This window comes from Streptomyces sp. TRM64462 (assembly GCF_013362995.1).
Lineage (GTDB): Bacteria > Actinomycetota > Actinomycetes > Streptomycetales > Streptomycetaceae > Streptomyces.
The window spans coordinates 1-18,731 of the sequence record NZ_JABWDV010000070.1; the positions used below are offsets into that span (position 1 = coordinate 1).

The 18,731-nt window shown below is 72.1% G+C and carries 16 protein-coding genes and 1 pseudogene; 9 read left to right on the forward strand and 8 right to left on the reverse strand.

Annotated elements, in window-relative coordinates; all coding sequences use genetic code 11:
* Positions 1-33: 33 nt before the first annotated feature.
* On the forward strand, positions 34-1,920 hold the full coding sequence (locus tag HTZ82_RS03185; protein WP_309235287.1) for a SpoIIE family protein phosphatase: 1,887 nt from the start codon (positions 34-36) through the stop codon (positions 1,918-1,920).
* A 137-nt stretch (positions 1,921-2,057) separates the two neighbouring features.
* Here HTZ82_RS03185 and HTZ82_RS03190 read toward each other — a convergent pair whose 3' ends face one another.
* Positions 2,058-4,325 (reverse strand): transglycosylase domain-containing protein, encoded by a 2,268-nt coding sequence (locus tag HTZ82_RS03190; RefSeq protein WP_175407713.1) that lies wholly within the window; start codon positions 4,323-4,325, stop codon positions 2,058-2,060.
* A 244-nt stretch (positions 4,326-4,569) separates the two neighbouring features.
* On the opposite strand from HTZ82_RS03190, the gene HTZ82_RS03195 reads away from it, so the two are divergent.
* The 5 genes and pseudogenes from HTZ82_RS03195 to HTZ82_RS03215 all read left to right on the forward strand — a co-directional run bounded on the left by HTZ82_RS03195 (position 4,570) and on the right by HTZ82_RS03215 (position 8,388).
* Entirely contained in the window at positions 4,570-5,580 is a 1,011-nt protein-coding gene (locus tag HTZ82_RS03195; RefSeq protein WP_175407714.1) for an SPFH domain-containing protein, read from the forward strand.
* On the forward strand, positions 5,577-5,909 hold the full coding sequence (locus tag HTZ82_RS31940; RefSeq protein WP_254711585.1) for a hypothetical protein: 333 nt from the start codon (positions 5,577-5,579) through the stop codon (positions 5,907-5,909). Before HTZ82_RS03195 ends, HTZ82_RS31940 begins: the two co-directional genes overlap by 4 nt.
* 116 nt (positions 5,910-6,025) lie before the next feature.
* Complete coding sequence (locus tag HTZ82_RS03205; protein WP_309235286.1) at positions 6,026-7,039, forward strand: endonuclease/exonuclease/phosphatase family protein; 1,014 nt, start codon at positions 6,026-6,028, stop codon at positions 7,037-7,039.
* Between the two features lie 97 nt (positions 7,040-7,136).
* Positions 7,137-7,676, forward strand: coding sequence for a PadR family transcriptional regulator (locus HTZ82_RS03210; RefSeq protein ID WP_175407715.1), 540 nt, complete (start codon positions 7,137-7,139; stop codon positions 7,674-7,676).
* 30 nt (positions 7,677-7,706) lie between these two features.
* Positions 7,707-8,388: pseudogene (locus HTZ82_RS03215) on the forward strand (ABC transporter ATP-binding protein).
* 271 nt (positions 8,389-8,659) lie between these two features.
* Here the strand turns inward: HTZ82_RS03215 and HTZ82_RS03220 are convergent.
* Positions 8,660-9,625 (reverse strand): LysR substrate-binding domain-containing protein, encoded by a 966-nt coding sequence (locus HTZ82_RS03220; RefSeq protein ID WP_175407716.1) that lies wholly within the window; start codon positions 9,623-9,625, stop codon positions 8,660-8,662.
* A 144-nt stretch (positions 9,626-9,769) separates the two neighbouring features.
* Here HTZ82_RS03220 and HTZ82_RS03225 point away from each other — a divergent pair, with 144 nt between their 5' ends.
* Together HTZ82_RS03225 and HTZ82_RS03230 are read left to right on the forward strand one after the other, a co-directional pair.
* Positions 9,770-10,324 (forward strand): peroxiredoxin, encoded by a 555-nt coding sequence (locus tag HTZ82_RS03225; RefSeq protein WP_175407717.1) that lies wholly within the window; start codon positions 9,770-9,772, stop codon positions 10,322-10,324.
* A gap of 42 nt (positions 10,325-10,366) precedes the next feature.
* The gene (locus HTZ82_RS03230) at positions 10,367-10,900 is read left to right on the forward strand and encodes an alkyl hydroperoxide reductase (RefSeq protein WP_175407718.1); all 534 of its coding nucleotides are present in this window, start codon (positions 10,367-10,369) and stop codon (positions 10,898-10,900) included.
* A gap of 66 nt (positions 10,901-10,966) precedes the next feature.
* Here HTZ82_RS03230 and HTZ82_RS03235 read toward each other — a convergent pair whose 3' ends face one another.
* From HTZ82_RS03235 to HTZ82_RS03255, 5 genes are all read right to left on the reverse strand, one after another.
* The gene (locus HTZ82_RS03235) at positions 10,967-11,713 is read right to left on the reverse strand and encodes a hypothetical protein (protein ID WP_175407719.1); all 747 of its coding nucleotides are present in this window, start codon (positions 11,711-11,713) and stop codon (positions 10,967-10,969) included.
* Complete coding sequence (locus HTZ82_RS03240; protein ID WP_175407720.1) at positions 11,710-13,131, reverse strand: AI-2E family transporter; 1,422 nt, start codon at positions 13,129-13,131, stop codon at positions 11,710-11,712. Before HTZ82_RS03240 ends, HTZ82_RS03235 begins: the two co-directional genes overlap by 4 nt.
* A gap of 113 nt (positions 13,132-13,244) precedes the next feature.
* Positions 13,245-13,958: a transglycosylase SLT domain-containing protein gene (locus HTZ82_RS03245; RefSeq protein ID WP_175407721.1), complete on the reverse strand. Its 714-nt coding sequence runs from the start codon at positions 13,956-13,958 to the stop codon at positions 13,245-13,247.
* A gap of 404 nt (positions 13,959-14,362) precedes the next feature.
* Positions 14,363-15,685: a PhoH family protein gene (locus HTZ82_RS03250; RefSeq protein ID WP_175407722.1), complete on the reverse strand. Its 1,323-nt coding sequence runs from the start codon at positions 15,683-15,685 to the stop codon at positions 14,363-14,365.
* Positions 15,686-15,939: 254 nt separating this feature from the next.
* Positions 15,940-16,701, reverse strand: a complete 762-nt coding sequence (locus HTZ82_RS03255) for an isoprenyl transferase (RefSeq protein ID WP_175407723.1) — start codon at positions 16,699-16,701, stop codon at positions 15,940-15,942.
* 170 nt (positions 16,702-16,871) lie between these two features.
* Here HTZ82_RS03255 and mgrA point away from each other — a divergent pair, with 170 nt between their 5' ends.
* Complete coding sequence (gene mgrA, locus HTZ82_RS03260) at positions 16,872-17,918, forward strand: L-glyceraldehyde 3-phosphate reductase (protein WP_175407724.1); 1,047 nt, start codon at positions 16,872-16,874, stop codon at positions 17,916-17,918.
* A 240-nt stretch (positions 17,919-18,158) separates the two neighbouring features.
* Here the strand turns inward: mgrA and HTZ82_RS03265 are convergent.
* A partial coding sequence (locus HTZ82_RS03265; RefSeq protein ID WP_175407725.1) for an A24 family peptidase occupies positions 18,159-18,731 on the reverse strand: 573 nt, incomplete at its 5' end.

An 18,731-nucleotide genomic window follows, 5' to 3' on the forward strand; every position in this document is an offset into this window, starting at 1 on the left:
CCCGCGAGCGGCACCGGCACGGCCTCCGCCCCGGTGCCCGCCCAGGGCGGTACGGTCCCGGGCGGTACGGCTCCGGGCGGTACGGCCGCCGGGAACGGCGGCGGCGGTGGCGGTGCCGAGGTCGGCGGGAGCGGGAGCGGAGCCGTACCCGTGGAGCCAGTGGGGACCGCGCGGCGGGAAGGGGACCGGCTGCGGTTCGTCGGGGCGGCGACGCGGCGGATCGCGCGCGGGATCGACCTCGACGAGATCGTGCTCGGGCTGTGCCGCGCGACCGTGCCGACGTTCTCCGACGCCATCCTCGTGTACCTGCGCGATCCGCTGCCCGTCGGGGACGAGCGGCCCGTCGACCCGTTCGTGCTGCGGCTGCGCCGTACGGACCGGCTGCGTTTAACGGAGGACGACCCCGCCGACATCGGCCTGCTCACGACCGGGCCCGTCGTGGCGCCCGACGCCGCCGATCAGAGCCCCGCCGCCGAACTGTGCGAGGTGCTGCCCGGCGGGCCGCTCGCGGAGGTGCTGCGCGGGGTGCGGCCGGTGTTCGGCGACTCCGCGGCCGCCCGCGCCGCGCTGCCCGAACTGCTCGGCGAGGGCCGCTCCGTACCGTCCGGGCACCGCGCGATCCTCGCGCCGCTGCGCGGCCGGCGCCGCGTCATCGGTGCGGCCGTGATCCTGCGCCGCCCCGACCGGCCGCCGTTCGAGCCGAACGACCTGCTGGTGGCGGCGCAGCTGGCCACGCACACGGCGCTCGGCATCGACAAGGCCGTGCTGTACGGGCGTGAGGCGTACATCGCGGACGAGCTGCAGCGCACCATGCTGCCCGAGAACCTGCCGCAGCCGACCGGCGTCAAGCTGGCGTCCCGCTACCTCCCGGCCGCCGAGACGGCCCGGGTGGGCGGCGACTGGTACGACGCGATCCCGCTGCCCGGCAGCAGGGTCGCCCTCGTCGTGGGCGACGTGATGGGGCACTCCATGACGTCCGCCGCGATCATGGGGCAGCTCCGGACGACCGCGCAGACGCTGGCCGGGCTCGACCTGCCGCCGCAGGAGGTGCTGCACCACCTCGACGAGCAGGCGCAGCGGCTCGGCGAGAACCGCATGGCGACGTGCCTGTACGCCGTGTACGACCCGGTCGCGCACCGCATCACCATCGCCAACGCCGGTCACCCGCCGCCGATACTGCTCCACCTCGGCGGCCGTGCGGAGGTGCTGCGGGTGCCTCCGGGCGCGCCGATCGGCGTGGGCGGCGTGGACTTCGAGGCCGTGGAGCTGGACGCCCCCGCGGGCGCCACGCTGCTCCTGTACACGGACGGGCTCGTCGAGTCGCGGCTGCGGGACGTGTGGACGGGGATAGAGCAGCTACGGGAACGGCTCGCCGCGACCGCCCAGTTGACGGGCCCCGACCACCCGCCGCCGCTGGAGGCGCTCTGCGACGACGTGCTGGACATCCTGGGTCCGGGCGACCGGGACGACGACATCGCGCTGCTGGCGGCCCGGTTCGACGGGATCGCGCCGAGCGATGTCGCGTACTGGTTCCTGGAGCCGGAGGACGCGGCACCGGGGCGCGCCCGCAGGCTGGCCCGCAGGGCGCTGGCCCGGTGGGGCCTGGAGGACCTGACGGACTCGGTGGAGCTGCTGGTCAGCGAGGTCGTGACGAACGCCGTGCGGTACGCGTCGCGTCCGGTGACGCTGCGGCTGCTGCGGACGGACATGCTGCGGTGCGAGGTCGGTGACGACTCGCCGCAGCTGCCGCGGCAGCGCAGGGCGCGGGACACCGACGAGGGCGGCCGGGGGCTGTTCCTGGTGAACCGGCTGGCCCGGCGGTGGGGGGCGACGCGCCTGTCGACCGGCAAGGTCGTCTGGTTCGAGCTGCCGGCCCCGGCGACGTCCCCCGCCAAGGCGGCTGTCACGGCCCCGGTCTAGACGCGGCCTCACGCGAGAAGCGGCCGGCTTCCCTTCCGGGGAGCCGGCCGCTTCTCGTACGAGCGCGGCCGTCGAGGCGGCCGTCGAGGCGGCCGTCGTGGCGGCCGTCGAGGCGGCCGTCGAGGCGGCCGTCGTGGTTACGAGAGCCTGGGCTTGAACGTCCTGTCGTCGGTCGCGCCCTCGTCCGTACCCGGGTCCGTCGGGTCCAGGTCGCCGCCGCCGGGGCCCGTGGCGTCGGACGGGGACGTCGACGGGGACGGGGGCGTCGAGCTGGGGTCGGCGGGCGTGCTCGGCACGGACGGTGTGAACGACGGCGGCGCGGACGAGGAGGACGACGGCGACCTGGACGGCTCGTCCGGCGTCTCGCTCACCGACGGGGACGGCGAGCCGCTGTCGGACGGCGACGTGCTGGGCTCCGGGTCCGGGCTCGCGGTCTCCGCCACGTCCAGGTCGAACCGGGCGTCGGAGCCGCCGCCGAGGGCGTCCAGCGTGTAGTCGGCCCAGATGCGGGCGGGGAAGCCGCCGCCGTTGGCGCGGCCCGAGTTGGCGGTGCCGGTGAGCGTCACCTGGGTGCCCTTCTCGGCGTCCTCGCCGAACAGGGCGACGACGGTGACGAGTTCGGGCGTGTAGCCGGCGAACCAGGCGGCCTTGTTGTTCTCGGACGTACCGGTCTTGCCGGCCGCCGCGTACGCGGAGGTGTTGGCCTCGCGGCCGGAGCCGTTCTTGACGACGCCGGTCAGCACGGACGTGACGGTGTCGGCGGTCTCGCGGCTGATCGCCTGGCCGCCGACCGGTGGGGGCAGGGTGACCGTACGGTCCTTGTGCTCGGCGGACTTCACGATCGAGGGCGTGACCTTCTTGCCGTGGTTGTCGAGCGTGGCGTACACACCGGCCATGTCCCACGTGGAGGCGCCCATGGTGCCGAGGGACATCGCGGGGCGCTCGACGAACGCGTCGCCGTCCTTCATGCCGAGGTCGATGGCGGTCTTCTTCACCTTGTCAGGGCCGACGTCGACGATCATCTGGGCGAACACCGAGTTGATCGACTTGTTCATGGCGCGCTGGACGGTGACGTCGCCGTAGCTGACGTCGTCCTCGTTCTCCGGTGCGAACGGGGTGTCGCTGCCCTGGACGGGACGCTTGCTGGTGCCGTCGTAGCGGGTGTTGACGCCGATCGCGCGGCCGTCCTGGGTCTCGGAGCCGTTCTCCAGGGCGGAGGCGAACACCAGCGGCTTGAAGGTGGAGGCGGGCTGGTAGTCGCGGCGGGTCGCGTTGGACATCCAGTGCTCGGTGGCGCCGACACCGCCGTACAGGGCGACGACGTGACCGGTCTTGGGGTCGACGGAGGTGGCGCCGGCCTGGACGGTCGCGTCGACCTTGTCGCCCTTGCGGTCGAGCTTGGACTCCAGCTGCTTGTCGACCGCCTCGACGAGCTCCTTCTGGCGGTCCTTGTCGATGTTGAGGGTGATCGTCCAGCCGCCGGCGTTGAGGTCCTCCTCCCGGACCCCGCCCTCGCGGATGAGCTGCTGGTTGGCGGCCTCGACGAGGTAGCCGGTCTGGCCCTCCATGCCGGGGGCGGGCCTCGGCTTCTGGGGGACGGGGAACGTCATCTTGGCGCGCGCGGACGGGTCGAGCCAGTTCTCCTCGACCATGTTGTCCAGGACGTAGTTCCAGCGCTCCGTGACCAGCTTGCGGCTGGTGGGGGTCGCGGTGGTCCAGTCGTACTGGCTGGGCGCCTGGAGGAGCGCGGCGAGGTAGGCGCCCTGGGCGACGGTCAGTTCGCCCGCGTCGACGCCGTAGTAGGCCTGGGCGGCGGCCTGGATGCCGTAGGCGCCGCGGCCGTAGTAGCTGGTGTTGAGGTAGCCGGCGAGGATCTCGTCCTTGCTCTGGCGCTGGTCCACCTTGAGGGCGATGACCAGTTCCTTGAGCTTGCGCGTGACGGTCTGGCTCTGGTCCAGGTAGTAGTTCTTGACGTACTGCTGGGTGATCGTCGAGCCGCCCTGCTTGCCCTTGCCGGTGACGGTGTTGATGACGCCGCGGGCGGTGCCCTTGATGTCGACACCGGAGTCCTCGTAGAAGGTCTTGTTCTCGGCGGCGACGAAGGCCTGCTGGACCTTGAGGGGGATCTTGTCGAGGCCGACGATGGAGCGGTTGACCTCGCCCTTGCGGGCCAGGATCGTGCCGTCGGAGTACTTGTAGACGTTGCTCTGCAGCGTCGCCTCGGCGTTGGCCTTGGGTACGGGGACGAGCAGGTAGACGACGTAGAAGGCGCCCATCAGCAGGAGGCAGCAGACGAAGAACGTGCCCAGCAGCTTCCGCCAGGTGAAGAAGCGGCGTATGCCGCCGCTCGGCTTCTCCCGGCGCGCCCCGCGCTGCCGGGCCCGTCGCGCTTCCGCTCGGCCCATGGCTCCGTAGCTCCCGCTCTTCGTTTCGTGGTGTCGTGCGTCGTCTTTCGGTCACACAGTCCGGACCAGCTCAGCAAGCTATCCCGCCGGATACGACAAAGACCAACGGATCCGGTCTTTTCCGGACGTGACAATGAGCACCTGTCCACAAGGAACCGACTCACCAGGGGTGCGGAGGGTTGCGATGTGCGTTAAAGTGATATCACTTTGCTTCACCGAGGGAAGCACGGACCACGGGGGTTTCATGTCCACGACCACGGACAAGAACGGCACCGCGACGACCGCCACGACCGCCGCCGCGAGCAACGCCGCGACCGGCGCGGCCGGGCGCGCGCCAGGGGCGGCGCCGGAGTTGCCGGAGCCACAGGTGCGCGAGTTCACGGCGTACAGCGTCGGCGGCGGAGTGGCGCTGCTGTGCGGCCTGCTGGGCCTGGCTCTGGGGGTGTGCCTGATCGTCGCCGGCGCGGGGCTCGCGGAGGACGCGTCCGCGGGCGCGCGTGCCGGTCTCGCGATCCTGGGCGCACTGCTCTGCCTCGGCTCGCTGCTCGCGATGTGCGGGCTCAACATGGTGGCGCCGGGCGAGGCCAGGGTGGTGCAGCTCTTCGGGCGGTACCGGGGGACGGTGCGCACGGACGGGCTGCGCTGGGTGAACCCGCTCACCTCGCGCATGGCGATCTCCACACGGGTGCGGAACCACGAGACGGCCGTCCTGAAGGTCAACGACGCATACGGCAACCCGATCGAGCTGGCCGCGGTCGTCGTCTGGAGGGTCGAGGACACGGCGCAGGCGCTGTTCGAGGTGGACGACTACGAGCAGTTCGTCTCCACGCAGACCGAGGCCGCGGTCCGGCACATCGCGATCGAGTACCCGTACGACGCGCACGAGGAGGGCGGCCTGTCGCTGCGTGGTGACGCCGAGGAGATCACCGAGAAGCTGGCGGCCGAGCTCCACGCGCGCGTGGCGGCGGCGGGGGTCCGGATCATCGAGTCCCGGTTCACACACCTCGCGTACGCTCCGGAGATCGCGTCCGCGATGCTCCAGCGTCAGCAGGCCGGCGCGATGGTGGCGGCCCGCCAGAAGGTCGTGGAGGGCGCCGTCGGCATGGTCGAGGCGGCGCTGGACCGGATCAGCGAGCGGGACATAGTGGATCTGGACCCGGAACGGAAGGCGGCGATGGTGTCCAACCTGATGGTGGTGCTGTGCGGTGACCGCTCGGCCCAGCCGGTCGTGAACACGGGCACGCTCTACCAATGACGTCCCGCCGCGAGCGCAAACAGGTCCTCCTCCGCCTCGACCCGGCGGTGTACGAGGCGCTGGCGCGCTGGGCCGCGGACGAACTGCGCAGCGCCAACTCCCAGATCGAGTTCCTGCTCCGCAGGGCGCTGGCGGACGCCCACCGCATGCCGTCCACGCCGGGGCCGCTGCCCCGGCGGGGCCGCCCCCCGAAGGACGCCTCACCACCGGAGGGGGCCCGGGGGGCGGGGCACGGTCAGGGCCGGGAGCGGGGCCAGGGCGATGAGCGGGGCCAGGAGCGCGGCGGGGGCGAGGGCCCGGCGGCCGGTCCTGCGAGCGCCGGGACGTGACGCCGGGGCACGACGGGGAACCGGCCCGGGAGCCGGCACGTGAACCGGCCTCGGAACGGCCCGGCGGCGGGGCGGGCCGGGGAACCGGGCGCACCGCCGCTGCGTCGTCGTTCGATGTGAACAACAGTGCGACGGCGGGCGTTGCGGCCGACGAGGAGAGCGGCAGCCGGGGCAGGGGCGGCGCGGCGGGCGGGCGGAGACGCACGCTCTGGACGCGCGGCCGGGTGCTGGCCGGGCTCGCCGCCCTGGTCGCGTGGCTGCTCGTGTTCCACGCGACCGTGCCGGACCTGCCGGGGCGCCCTGCCAGCCTCCTGGAGACGTTCCTGCCGTGGCTGGGCCTCGCCGTTCCGGTGCTGCTCGTCGGGGCCCTGGTGCGCCGGTCGGTGACCGCGCTGCTCGCGGCGCTGCTGCCGGCAGTCGCCTGGCTGGGGCACTTCGGGCACCTGCTGTGGGACGAAGGGACCACGGGGCGGACCGGTATGACGGTGGTGCAGCACAACGCCGCCGACGACAACCCCGACCCGGCGGGCACCGCCCGGGCCCTCCTGGCGGCCGGCGCGGACCTGATCGCCCTCCAGGAGGTGACCCCGGCGGCGCTGCCCGCGTACACGGACGCCCTCGTGGGGCGCTACCGGTACCAGGCGGTGCACGGCACGGTCGGGCTCTGGTCGGCGTATCCGCTGACGGACGTGCAGGCCCTGGACATCCGGCCGCACGGCATCGGCCCCGACTGGCAGCGCGGGCTGCGGGTCACGGCCGAGACCCCGTACGGGGACGTCGCCGTGTACGTGGCGCACCTGCCGTCGGTGCGGATCACCGCCACGCGCGGCTTCGACTCGGTGCGCCGCGACGAGAGCGCGGCGCTGCTGGGGGCGGCGCTCGCGGCCGAGCGGCTCGACCGGGTGGTGCTGCTGGGCGACCTGAACGGCACGGTCGACGACCGCGGCCTCGCGCCGCTGACGACCCGGCTGGACCCGGCGTCCGCGGGCCTGGCGTTCAGCTGGCCCGCGTCGGCGCCCCTGGCCCGTATCGACCAGGTCATGGCCCGCGGGGCGGAGGTCACCCGCGTCTGGACGCTGGCGCCCACCGGCAGCGACCATCTGCCGGTCGCGGCCCGGCTGGCCTTCTGACGCCCTCTTCTGACGCCCCTCTTATGACGCCCCCTTCCGACGCCCCCTTCCGGCCAGCTATACACCCCATGTATACACGCACTGTAGAGTGGCTGGTATGTCCATCGGTCACACTCTCCTGGGGCTCCTGGAGTCCGGGCCGCGTCACGGTTACGACCTGAAGCGGGCCTTCGACGAGAAGTTCGGCCACGACCGGCCGCTGCACTACGGGCAGGTCTACTCGACCATGTCGCGGCTCCTGAAGAACGGGCTCGTCCAGGTCGACGCCGTCGAGCCCGGCGACGGGCCGGAACGCAAGCGGTACGCGATCACCGAGGCCGGCGTGACCGACGTCGAGCAGTGGCTGACCCGGCCCGAGAAACCGGAGCCGTACCTCCAGTCGACGCTCTACACCAAGGTCGTCCTCGCGCTCCTCACCGGGCGCAGCGCCCACGACCTGCTCGACACGCAGCGCGCCGAACATCTGCGGCTGATGCGGGAGCTGACCCGCCGCAAGAAGGACGGCGATCTCGCCGACCAGCTCATCTGCGACCACGCGCTGTTCCACCTGGAGGCCGATCTGCGCTGGCTGGAACTGACCGCCACGTGCCTCGGCCGGCTCGCCGAGACCGTACGGGGCACGGGGGCCGCCGGATGACCACGGCACCGCTGCTCCACGCCGAGGGGGCTGAGCAAGGCGTACGGGCCGACGCCGGCGCTGACCGGGGCCGCCTTCTCGGTCCGGGCCGGTGAGGTCGTGGCCGTCATGGGCCCGTCCGGCTCCGGCAAGTCGACGCTGCTGCACTGCCTGGCGGGCATCGTCCGCCCGGACGCCGGGACCGTCACGTACGACGGCCGCGACCTGACCGCCATGGGCGACGCCGCGCGGAGCGCCCTGCGGCGCGGGGACTTCGGGTTCGTGTTCCAGTTCGGGCAGCTGGTGCCCGAGCTGACGTGCGTCGAGAACGTCGCCCTGCCGCTCCGCCTCAACGGCGAGCGCCGCGAGGCCGCCGAGGCCAGGGCCGTGGAGTGGCTGGAGCGCCTGGAGGCCACCGGGGTCGCCGGCAAGCGGCCGGGCGAGATCTCCGGCGGTCAGGGCTGGGGGTCCCCCCAGGCGATCAAGGCCTAGGGGGAGCGTGGCGGTCGCCCGCTCCCTGGTCACGGCGCCCCGTGTCGTGTTCGCGGACGAGCCGACCGGCGCCCTGGACTCCCTCAACGGCGAGCGGGTGCTGGAGCTGCTCACCGACGCGGCCCGCGACACCGGCGCGGCCGTCGTCCTCGTCACGCACGAGGCGCGCGTCGCGGCGTACGCGGACCGTGAGGTCGTCGTACGGGACGGCAGGGTGCGGGACATGGCGGGCACGCTGTGAGCGCACGGACCGCGATAGCCGGACTGCGCGGTGCCGTACGGGACTTCGGGCTCGGTGTGCGGTTCGCCGTCGCGGGCGGGCGCCGGTCCTGGGCGCGTACGGCCCTGACCGCGGTCGGTGTGGGCCTCGGGGTGGCGCTGCTGTGCCCACCCTCCACCAAGCTCTCGGCTTCGCTCGAGCAGGGGGGACCCCCATCGCCCTGGGGGTCCCCCCTGGACGAAGTCCTTGGGGGAGGAATGCATGCCCACAGCGGAAACGGCGGCGGTGTGCGCTACGTCGGGTCGGGGCGGAGTACGCGGACCGGGAGCGACGACAGGGCTGCCCGCAGATCCGTGGCGAGTTCTTCGAACTCGGCCGAGCGGGCAGCTCCGGTGCGCATGGCCAGGGCGACGCGGCGGGACGGCGCCGGGTCGGCGAACCAGCCGGTGACGAGGCTCGGGTTGCGGCCGGTCTCGACCTTGACAGCGGTCCGCGGCAGCAGCGTCACGCCGAGGCCGCCCGCCACGAGCTGGACCAGCGTGGAGAGCCCCGCCGCGGTCGTGGTGACCGCGGCGCCCTCCGTGCGGCCGGCCTCGCGGCAGATGTCCAGGGCCTGGTCGCGCAGGCAGTGCCCCTCGTCGAGCAGCAGCAGGTCCAGCTCGCGCAGCACGTCGCGCGGTATGCCCGTACGCCCGCCGAGCGGGTGGTCGTCGGGCGTGACCAGGACGAAGTCCTCGTCGAACAGCGGCAGTTCGGTGACGCCCGGCACGCCCAGCGGCACCGCGAGCAGCAGCAGGTCGAGCCGCCCCGCGGCCAGTCCTTCGAGCAGCGAGTACGTCTGCTCCTCGTGGACCTGGAGGTCCAGGTCCGGGTAGCGGTCATGCACCAGCCGCAGCACCGTCGGCAGCAGATACGGCGCCACCGTCGGGATCACGCCGAGCCGCAGCACCCCCGTGAAGGGCGCCTGGACCGCCTCGGCCTCCTCCATCAGCTCCCCCACCGCGTCCAGCACCGCCTTGGCGCGCACCGCCAGGCGCTCCCCCGCCGGCGACAGCAGCACCTTGCGCGTCGTACGCTCGAGGAGCTGGACACCGAGTGCCTCTTCGAGAGCCGAAACCGCGCCCGACAGCGCCGGCTGGCTCATCCCTATCGCGGCGGCCGCATCCCGGAAGTGCAGATGCTCGGCCACGGCCGCGAACGCCCTGAGCTGGGCGAGGCTGGGCTGCTTGGCCTTATGCGCGTTCTTCTGCACCGACATCACTGATACATCACTGATAACCGCCTTCGATCAACATGACCCAGTCTAGCTATTTCACTGATCAATGCACCGCGTGCCATGCTGGCCGTCGTCCAACCCCCACGGATGACCCCACAAGGGACATCCCCACTCCTAGGAGAGCGTGTGCTCACTGTCGGTGACCAGTTCCCCACGTACGACCTGACCGCCTGCGTGTCGCTGGAGAGCGGCAAGGAGTTCGAGCAGATCGACCACAAGTCCTACGAGGGCAAGTGGCGCGTGGTGTTCTTCTGGCCGAAGGACTTCACCTTCGTGTGCCCGACCGAGATCGCCGCGTTCGGCAAGCTGAACGACGAGTTCGCGGACCGCGACGCCCAGATCCTCGGCGTCTCCGGCGACTCCGAGTTCGTCCACCACGCCTGGCGCAAGGACCACGCCGACCTGCGTGACCTGCCCTTCCCGATGCTGGCGGACTCCAAGCACGAGCTGATGCGGGACTGCGGCGTCGAGGGTGAGGACGGCTTCGCGCAGCGCGCCGTGTTCATCGTCGACCCGAACAACGAGATCCAGTTCGCCATGGTGACCGCCGGCTCCGTCGGCCGTAACCCCAAGGAGGTCCTGCGGGTCCTGGACGCCCTGCAGACCGACGAGCTGTGCCCGTGCAACTGGACCAAGGGCGAGGACACCCTCGACCCGGTCAAGCTGCTGTCCGGCGAGTGACCGAGCAGTCGAGCCCCTCGATCGAGAGACGAGTGATCTGAGATGTCCCTGGACGCACTCAAGTCCGCCATACCGGACTACGCGAAGGACCTGAAGCTGAACCTCGGCTCGGTCATCGGCAACAGCGAGCTGCCCCAGCAGCAGCTCTGGGGCACCGTCCTGGCCTGCGCGATCGCCGCGCGGTCGCCGAAGGTGCTGGCCGAGCTGGAGCCCGAGGCCCGCGAGAACCTCAAGCCCGAGGCGTACGCGGCGGCCAAGTCCGCCGCCGCGATCATGGCGATGAACAACGTCTTCTACCGGACGCGTCATCTGCTCTCCGACCCGGAGTACGGCACGCTGCGCGCCGGTCTGCGGATGAACGTCATCGGCAACCCGGGCGTCGAGAAGGTCGACTTCGAGCTGTGGTCGCTCGCGGTCTCCGCGATCAACGGCTGCGGCCAGTGCCTCGACTCGCACGAGCAGGTCCTGCGCAAGGCCGGGGTGGACCGCGAGACGGTCCAGGAGGCCTTCAAGATCGCCGCGGTGATCCAGGCGGTCGCCACGACGCTGGACGCGGAGGCCGTGCTCGCCGAGTAAGGCGTACGCGTACGGGGTGAGGGCCCGCCGGCAGCGATGCCGGCGGGCCCTTCGCCGTACCGTCCGTCAGCCGCGGCCCGAGGCCGACGGGGAAGGGGGCGGTGCCGGGGACTTGAGGCGGGCCATCAGCGCCTTCATGTCCTCGACCATGAACTCCTTCACACCGGACAGCGCCGCGACGACCTCCTGGCCCGGCTCCTGCGGCTGGTCCGGGTCCTCAGGGTCCCCGGTGTACGCCGCGCTGACGGTCAGGGCCAGCACGGCCTGCCCGTCCACCACGCTGAGGACCGCGTACCCGGTGTCGGCGTCGGTGAAGAACGCCTCATCGCCCAGGCCGGGGACCCGGACCGTCGGCGGCCGGTACCCCGGAACCGATCCCTCACGGGCGCTGAACTCCGGCCCCGGATCGGTCTTCTTGTGCAGTTCGTAGCTGAGGCCGACGTCGTACTGCGCACGGGGCGGGCCCAGGGTCATGGAGCAGCGCGACTCGTCCAGTGCCTCGTGGCGTGCCTCCTCGTCGAGACCGCCGCCGGTACCGCGCTCGCCGAGCGCGGTGACCAGGGCGGGCAGCTCGGCCTCGGCGCACAGGTCGTCGCTGGCGCGGTAGCCGCCCAGGTCGGGGCCGCGCCCCTGGTACGCGACGAGGCCCGCCGCCCACAGGGCGGACGCGGTGAGGGCGCCGCCCAGCGCCCAGAGCCAGCGGCGGTACGGGCGGGGGCGGGAGTCCCGTACACGCGTGCTGTCCAGCACATCCCCGTGGCCGTCGCCTGCGCCGTCCTCGGGGCCGCCCACCAGCTCCGGCTCGGATATCACGCGGTCCCCTTCGGTTCTCCGCCCTCGCCCTGTCCCGGCGCCGTACCGCCCGGCAGCAGGACCGGGGCCAGCCGCCGCAGCGCCTGTTCCTGGCTGAACGCCCGCAGATACCCGACGACCGTGTTGGTGACCGCCACCAGCGGCACCGCGACCACGGCGCCGCCGATGCCCGCGACCAGGCCGCCGGACGCGACCGCGAGGACCACCGCCAGCGGATGCACCCGGACGGCGCGGCCGAGGATGAACGGCTGGAGCACATGGCCCTCGATCTGCTGCACGGCCAGCACCACGGCCAGCACCATCAGCGCCGTGAACACCCCGTTCGTCACCAGCGCGACGACGACCGCCAGGGCGCCGGAGATCACCGCGCCGACGAGCGGGATGAAGGCGAAGAGGAAGATGAAGACGGCGAGCGGCACGGCGAGCGGCACGTCGAGGAAGTAGAGGCCGAGGCCGATGAAGATGGCGTCGATGAGGGCCACTATCACCGTGCCCCGCACATAGGCGGTGAGCGTGCGCCAGGCCCGCGGCCCGGCCCCCGCCACACCCGGGCGGGCCTGGGCCGGCACCAGCTTCAGCGCCCATTCCCACACCTTCTTCCCGTCGTAGAGGAGGAAGAGGGTGGAGAACATCGCGAGCAGTATCCCGGTCAGCACCTCGACCATGACCGTCACGCCCTGGAGACCTGCGGAGGTGATCTCCTCGGTGTTGGTGCCGATCGTGTCCTGGAGGTTCTTCGCGATGTCGTTGATCTGACTCTCGGTCACATGGAACGGGCTGTTCAGGAGCCACTGCTTGAGCTCCTCGATGCCGTCGCGGACGCGCGCGGAGAGGTTGTCGAGGTTGTCCATGACCTGCCACACCACGAACCAGCCGACCAGGCCCATGATGACGAAGCCGAGGACGGCGGTGACGGCGGTGGCGAGCCCGCGCGGCAGCCCGAGCTTCTTCAGTCGGGCCACGGTGGGCTGGAGCATGGCGGTGACCAGCAGCGCGGCGACGAAGGCGAGGACGACGAGCTGCACCGTACTGATGACCTTCATCAGCACCCACAGCGTCCCGGCCAGGACGAGCAGCCGCCATCCGGCCTCGGCGGCGACGCGCATGCCCCACGGTATGGCGGCGGCCGGGTCGGGCCGGGCGGCGACGGCGGGGGCGTACGAGGGCGGGGCGGGCACGCTGCCGGGCGCACCGCCCTCGGCGGCACCGGACACACCGGGCGCACCGGCCACGCCGGGCCCACCGGGCGCGGCGGCCGGCAGTGCGGCGGCCGCACGCGGAGGCAGTTCCACCGCGCCGCCCGTCGGGGTCTCCGCCTCGGCCTCCGCCTCCGCCTGGGCGCGGCGTTCCGCGAGGCGGCGGCCGATGCGGCTGACTCCGGCACCCAGCCGGTCGATCCACCCTGGCACTCTCGACACGTCTCTCTCTTCCCCCTGGACCACTCCCCCCGGAGTTCCGGCCTCCTGACGGTACACGCACGGAGCCCCTCACCCTAGGACGGTGAGGGGCTCCGAGAAGTTGAGCGGCGGTGTCAGTACCAGTTGTTGGCCTGCCAGAACGACCAGGCGCCGCAGGGGCTGCCGTAGCGCTCGTTCATGTAGTTCAGGCCCCACTTGATCTGGGTGGCCGGGTTGGTCCGCCAGTCGTCGCCCGCGGACGCCATCTTGGAGCCCGGGAGGGCCTGCACGAGGCCGTAGGCGCCGGAGGACGGGTTGACCGCCTTGTAGTTCCAGGTGGACTCGTGGTCCACGATGTTGCTGAAGCACTGGAACTGGTCGCCGGGGACCATCTGGCGCGCCATGGCCTGGACCTCGGCCACGGTGTACGAGGACTGGGCGGCGAAGCTGGACGCGTCGCGCACCGCGCTGCGGCTGGCGCGCTCCTGCTCCTCGCGCTCCTTCGCCTCGCGTTCCTTGCGCTCCTGCTCGGCCTTCTCGTCGGCGGCGGCCTTCTTCGCCTCGGCGTCCTTGGCCGCCTTGACGCGGGCGGCCTCCTCGGCCGACTTGAGGGCTGCCGTGTCCGCCGCGGCGGCCTGCGCCTCGGCCTGCTGCGTCAGCGACGCGACCTGTACCTGGGCCTGCTCGCCGGCGGGTATGTCCGCCAGGAGGGTGGCGTCGGCTGCGGTCGCCTCGAACTTCTCCTGCGTCGCGGCGGGGTTGCCCGCGGCGACGCCGACAACGGCGCCGACAGTGGTGACCGCGGTGGCCGACGCCACCGCGAATCCCCGGACCGAGATCCGGCTCACACGGTTTCCTTCCAGCACCGCCCGCACAGGTGACCTCGCGGGCGCGATCGTGCCCCTGGCACTGGTCCCCCACTCACTGGGTCACGGGGAACACGGGCCCGGTGGGCGACTCCCCGACGGGAGCGCCGCGTGGTGCTCGGGCGGCATACGGCGGACGGCTGTTGAGTTGTGACTGACCGCCACGGGTCCGTGAGGATGTGGCTGTGCCGTATGCGGGGCCTGACGGAAGCAAGACTCTGCCGGAAGCCGATGAGCCAAGGCAATTCCTCGTTACGTGTGAAAGCTCACACCCCGCCAGTCACAGGAGTTTTGGTGGATCCCCTCCCCAGCACGGTGCCGCCCGGCTAAGCTCTCGCGCTTTGCCGGGCGGCACCCAACTCCCTGAAGAGCCCCTGGGAACTCCCCTAAACCTGCCCTTCCTCCAGCATTTCGGTCACCAGCGCGGCGATCTGGGAGCGCTCGGAGCGGGTGAGGGTGACATGCGCGAAGAGCGGATGCCCCTTCAGCTTCTCGACCACGGCGACGACTCCGTCGTACCGGCCGACCCGCAGGTTGTCCCGTTGTGCCACGTCATGGGTGAGAACGACCCGGGAATTCGCCCCGATCCGGGACAACACGGTCAGCAGGACGTTGCGTTCGAGGGACTGGGCCTCGTCGACGATGACGAACGCGTCGTGCAGCGAGCGCCCGCGGATATGGGTGAGCGGGAGGACCTCCAGCATGTTGCGGGCCAGGATCTCGTCGATGACCTCGCGGCTCGTCACCGCCGAGAGCGTGTCGAACACCGCCTGCGCCCACGGGTTCATCTTCTCGGCCTCGGTGCCCGGCAGATAGCCGAGCTCCTGCCCGCCGACCGCGTACAGCGGCCGGAACACCATGACCTTCTGGTGCTGGCGGCGCTCCAGTACGGCTTCGAGGCCGGCGCACAGCGCGAGCGCCGACTTGCCGGTGCCGGCCCGGCCGCCCATGGACACGATGCCGACGTCCGGGTCCAGGAGCAGGTCCAGGGCGATGCGCTGCTCGGCGCTGCGGCCGCGGATGCCGAACGCCTCCCGGTCGCCGCGGACCAGGCGTACGGTGCCGTCGGCGCCGACCCGGCCGAGCGCCTTGCCGCGCTCGGACCGCAGGACGAGCCCGGTGTGCACCGGGAGCCCGGCGGCCTCGGGCACGTACAGGCTCTCCTCGGCGAACAGCAGGTCGACCTGCTCGCCGGAGACGGGCACCTCGCACATCCCGGTCCAGCCGGAGTCGGTGATGGCGAGCTCGGCGCGGTACTCCTCGGCGAGCAGCCCGACGGACGACGCCTTGATACGGAGCGGCAGGTCCTTGGAGACGACGGTGACGTCGTACCCCTCGGCCTGGAGGTTGCGTGCGACGGCCAGGATGCGCGAGTCGTTGTCCCCGAGGCGGTAGCCGGCCGGCAGGACGCCGGGGTCCGAGTGGTTGAGCTCCACGCGCAGGGTCCCGCCCAGGCCGCCGACGGGGAGCGGGGCGTCGAGGCGTCCGTACCGTACCCGCAGGTCGTCCAGGAGGCGCAGGGCCTGCCGGGCGAAGTAGCCGAGTTCCGGGTGGTGCCTCTTGGCCTCCAGCTCCGTCACCACGACGACGGGGAGCACGACCTCGTGCTCGTCGAAGCGGGACAGGGCGTTGGGGTCGGCCAGCAGGACGCTGGTGTCGAGAACGTAGGTGCGCCGGTCGTTGAGGCGGCGCTTAGTGCTGGTCACCACGTAGGACGTACCCCCTCGGAAGAGGTCGGGGTGCGACTGCGACGGCGTCGCGGGGGGATGGACCGGGCCGGCCACGATGCAGGGGCCGCGGCTCCGGCGCCTGTGCTGCACGATCGTCCTGGTGCAAGGGGCCTCCCGGGCGAGCGGGCTCCGTACCGCTCACTCTGGAAGGGGTATGCCCCCGATCCCCCACCCCCATGCCCACACGGCCGATGGCATATGACACGCCGTCACCCGCGGGCGGGGCGTCCGGGTCAGGTGCCGTAGCGGCGGTGGCGGGCGGCGTAGTCGCGGAGGGCGCGCAGGAAGTCGACCTTGCGGAAGGCCGGCCAGTGCACCTCGCAGAAGTAGTACTCGGAGTGGGCGCTCTGCCAGAGCATGAAGCCCGAGAGGCGCTGTTCGCCGCTGGTACGGATGACGAGGTCCGGGTCGGGCTGGCCCCGCGTGTAGAGGTGCTCGGCGATCAGGTCGGTGTCGACGATCTCGGCGAGCTCCTCGAACGACGTGCCCCGCTCGGCGTGGTCGATGAGGAGGGAGCGGACCGCGTCGGCGATCTCCTGACGGCCGCCGTAGCCGACCGCCACGTTCACGAGTATCCCGTCGATGTGACGGGTCGACTCCTCGGCCTCCTTCAGGACCTTCTGGGTGCGGGGCGGCAGGAGGTCCAGCGTGCCGACGTGGTGGACGCGCCAGCGGCCGTCGGCCGCGATGGCCCGTACGGCGTCCTCGATGATGCCGAGGAGCGGGACGAGCTGCTCCTCGGGCCGGTTGAGGTTGTCCGTGGACAGCATCCAGAGGGTGACGACCTCGACGTCGGTCTCGGAGCTCCAGCCGAGCAGCTCCATGATCTTGCTGGCGCCGGCCTTGTGGCCCTGCTCGGGCGTGCCGCCCGAGGCCTTCGCCCAGCGCCGGTTGCCGTCGAGGATGACGCCGATGTGCTTGGGCACCTGTGCGTGGTCGAGGCGGCCCTCCACCCGGCGTGCGTAAAGCCTGTACACCAGGTCGCGCAAGTTCACCGATCTCACCTCTCGCTTGCGGGATGCCGGACCACCGGCCCCAGGGGGAATGCGGCATGGCTCACGTCCGCCGGCGGCGCCACGGGCCGTCCCCGAAGCCGCCACATTACTGCGCGCGGGTGGCGGCGGCCCAACCCGGTATGTCACAAGTCCGTGATAGGGAGAAAGGCATGTCCGATTCCCCGATGTCCTCCCTCTACCGCGCGGCCGACGACCGGTACGACTCCATGGAGTACCGCCGTACCGGGCGCAGCGGCCTCAAGCTGCCCGCGATTTCGCTGGGCCTCTGGCACAACTTCGGCGACGACCGCACGCTCGTGTCGCAGCGCGCGATCCTGCGCCGCGCATTCGATCTCGGCATCACGCACTTCGACCTGGCGAACAACTACGGGCCGCCGCCCGGGTCCGCCGAGCTGAACTTCGGAAAGATCTTCGCCCAGGACTTCCGCCCTTACCGCGACGAGCTCGTCATCTCGACGAAGGCCGGTTATCTGATGCACCCCGGGCCGTACGGCGAGTGGGGTTCGCGGAAGTATCTGCTGTCGTCGCTCGACGCCTCGCTGCAGCGGATGGGTCTCGATTACGTCGACATCTTCTATTCGCACCGCTTCGACCGGAACACCCCGCTGGAGGAGACGATGGGTGCGCTGGCGTCCGCTGTGCGGCAGGGCAAGGCGCTGTACGCGGGTGTCTCCTCGTACAGCAGCGAACAGACCGCCGAGGCGGCGCGGCTGCTGCGGGAGATGGGCGTACCGGCGCTGATCCACCAGCCGTCCTACTCGATGATCAACCGGTGGACGGAGGAGGACGGCCTCCTCGACACGCTGGAGGCGGAGGGCATGGGCTGCATCTCCTTCGCGCCGCTCGCGCAGGGCATGCTCACGGACAAGTACCTGCGGGGCATCCCGGAGGGGTCGCGGGCCTCGCTGGGCAAGTCGCTGGACCCGGGCCTGCTGTCGGACGACGTGCTGCGGCGGCTGCGCGGGCTGGACGAGATCGCCCGGCGGCGGGGGCAGTCGCTGGCGCAGCTCGCGTTGACGTGGGTGCTGCGGGACGAGCGGATGACGTCGGCGCTGATCGGCGCGTCGAGCGTGGGGCAGCTTGAGCAGAACGTGGCGGCGCTGGGCGGTGCGCCGCTGACGGAGGAGGAGCTGAAGGAGATCGACTCCTTCGCCGTGGACACGGCGGGGGTCAACATCTGGGCGGCGCGGAGCTGACTCGGGCGCGCCGCGGGCGGGGGCGCGAAAAACGGGCCGGTCCGTGGGGGGGATACGGACCGGCCCGAGGGGGGGTTTCCACCATAACCCTTCGTAAGTGGTGATGGGTGCCACGACGCGCCACCGCTACGCTCCGAAAGCGCGGGACTGCGGTGCGGGGCGGGCCGCCGGGGGATCCAGGGTCCTCCCCAGGGGGTACGGGGCGTTCGGGGCGCGGAATTGACGGGTCCGGCCGCGGGCTCACGCGGGGAAGCGGGCGAGCGCGCCGGCGAGGACGCCCAGGAACGCGCCCGCGATCATGAATGGCCCGAACGGGATGGCGCTCCTGCGGGTCGCGCGCCGCAGGAGGATGAGCCCGAAGCCGTACCCCGCGCCCAGCACGAACCCGGCGAAGGCCCCCGCGACCAGCACCTCCCACCCGTACCAGCCGAGGGCGGCGCCGAGGGAGAGGGCGAGCTTCACGTCCCCGAAGCCCATGCCGGCCGGGTTGACGAGGAACAGCAGCAGGTAGCCGCCCCCGAGGGCGAGGCCGCCGAGCAGGGCGAGCCCCCAGTCCCCCGCGTGCCCGGGAACGGACGCGGCACCACCCAGCAGCACCGGAACGGCACCGGCCAGGGGCAGCGTCAGCGGATCGGGCAGCCGGTGCACCCGCCGGTCGACGGCCGCGAGCAGCAGCGCCACGGGCGCGGCCACCAGCCAGACGACGAGCTCGGGCCGGGGGCCGGTGGCGGCGGCGAGGAGGCCACAGACGGCGGCACCCAGGAGCGGCAGGGCGAGCGGGGGTGCGGGGGCGGGTGCGGGGGTGGAGGCCGG

What these genes read in the sequence shown, in the direction of transcription:
- HTZ82_RS03190 (WP_175407713.1), bottom strand. Translation starts at nt 4,325, where the DNA reads ATGGGCCGAGCGGAAGCGCGACGGGCCCGGCAGCGCGGGGCGCGCCGG.
- HTZ82_RS03195 (WP_175407714.1), top strand. Translation starts at nt 4,570, where the DNA reads ATGTCCACGACCACGGACAAGAACGGCACCGCGACGACCGCCACGACC.
- HTZ82_RS31940 (WP_254711585.1), top strand. Translation starts at nt 5,577, where the DNA reads ATGACGTCCCGCCGCGAGCGCAAACAGGTCCTCCTCCGCCTCGACCCG.
- HTZ82_RS03210 (WP_175407715.1), top strand. Translation starts at nt 7,137, where the DNA reads ATGTCCATCGGTCACACTCTCCTGGGGCTCCTGGAGTCCGGGCCGCGT.
- HTZ82_RS03220 (WP_175407716.1), bottom strand. Translation starts at nt 9,625, where the DNA reads ATGTCGGTGCAGAAGAACGCGCATAAGGCCAAGCAGCCCAGCCTCGCC.
- HTZ82_RS03230 (WP_175407718.1), top strand. Translation starts at nt 10,367, where the DNA reads ATGTCCCTGGACGCACTCAAGTCCGCCATACCGGACTACGCGAAGGAC.
- mgrA (WP_175407724.1), top strand. Translation starts at nt 16,872, where the DNA reads ATGTCCGATTCCCCGATGTCCTCCCTCTACCGCGCGGCCGACGACCGG.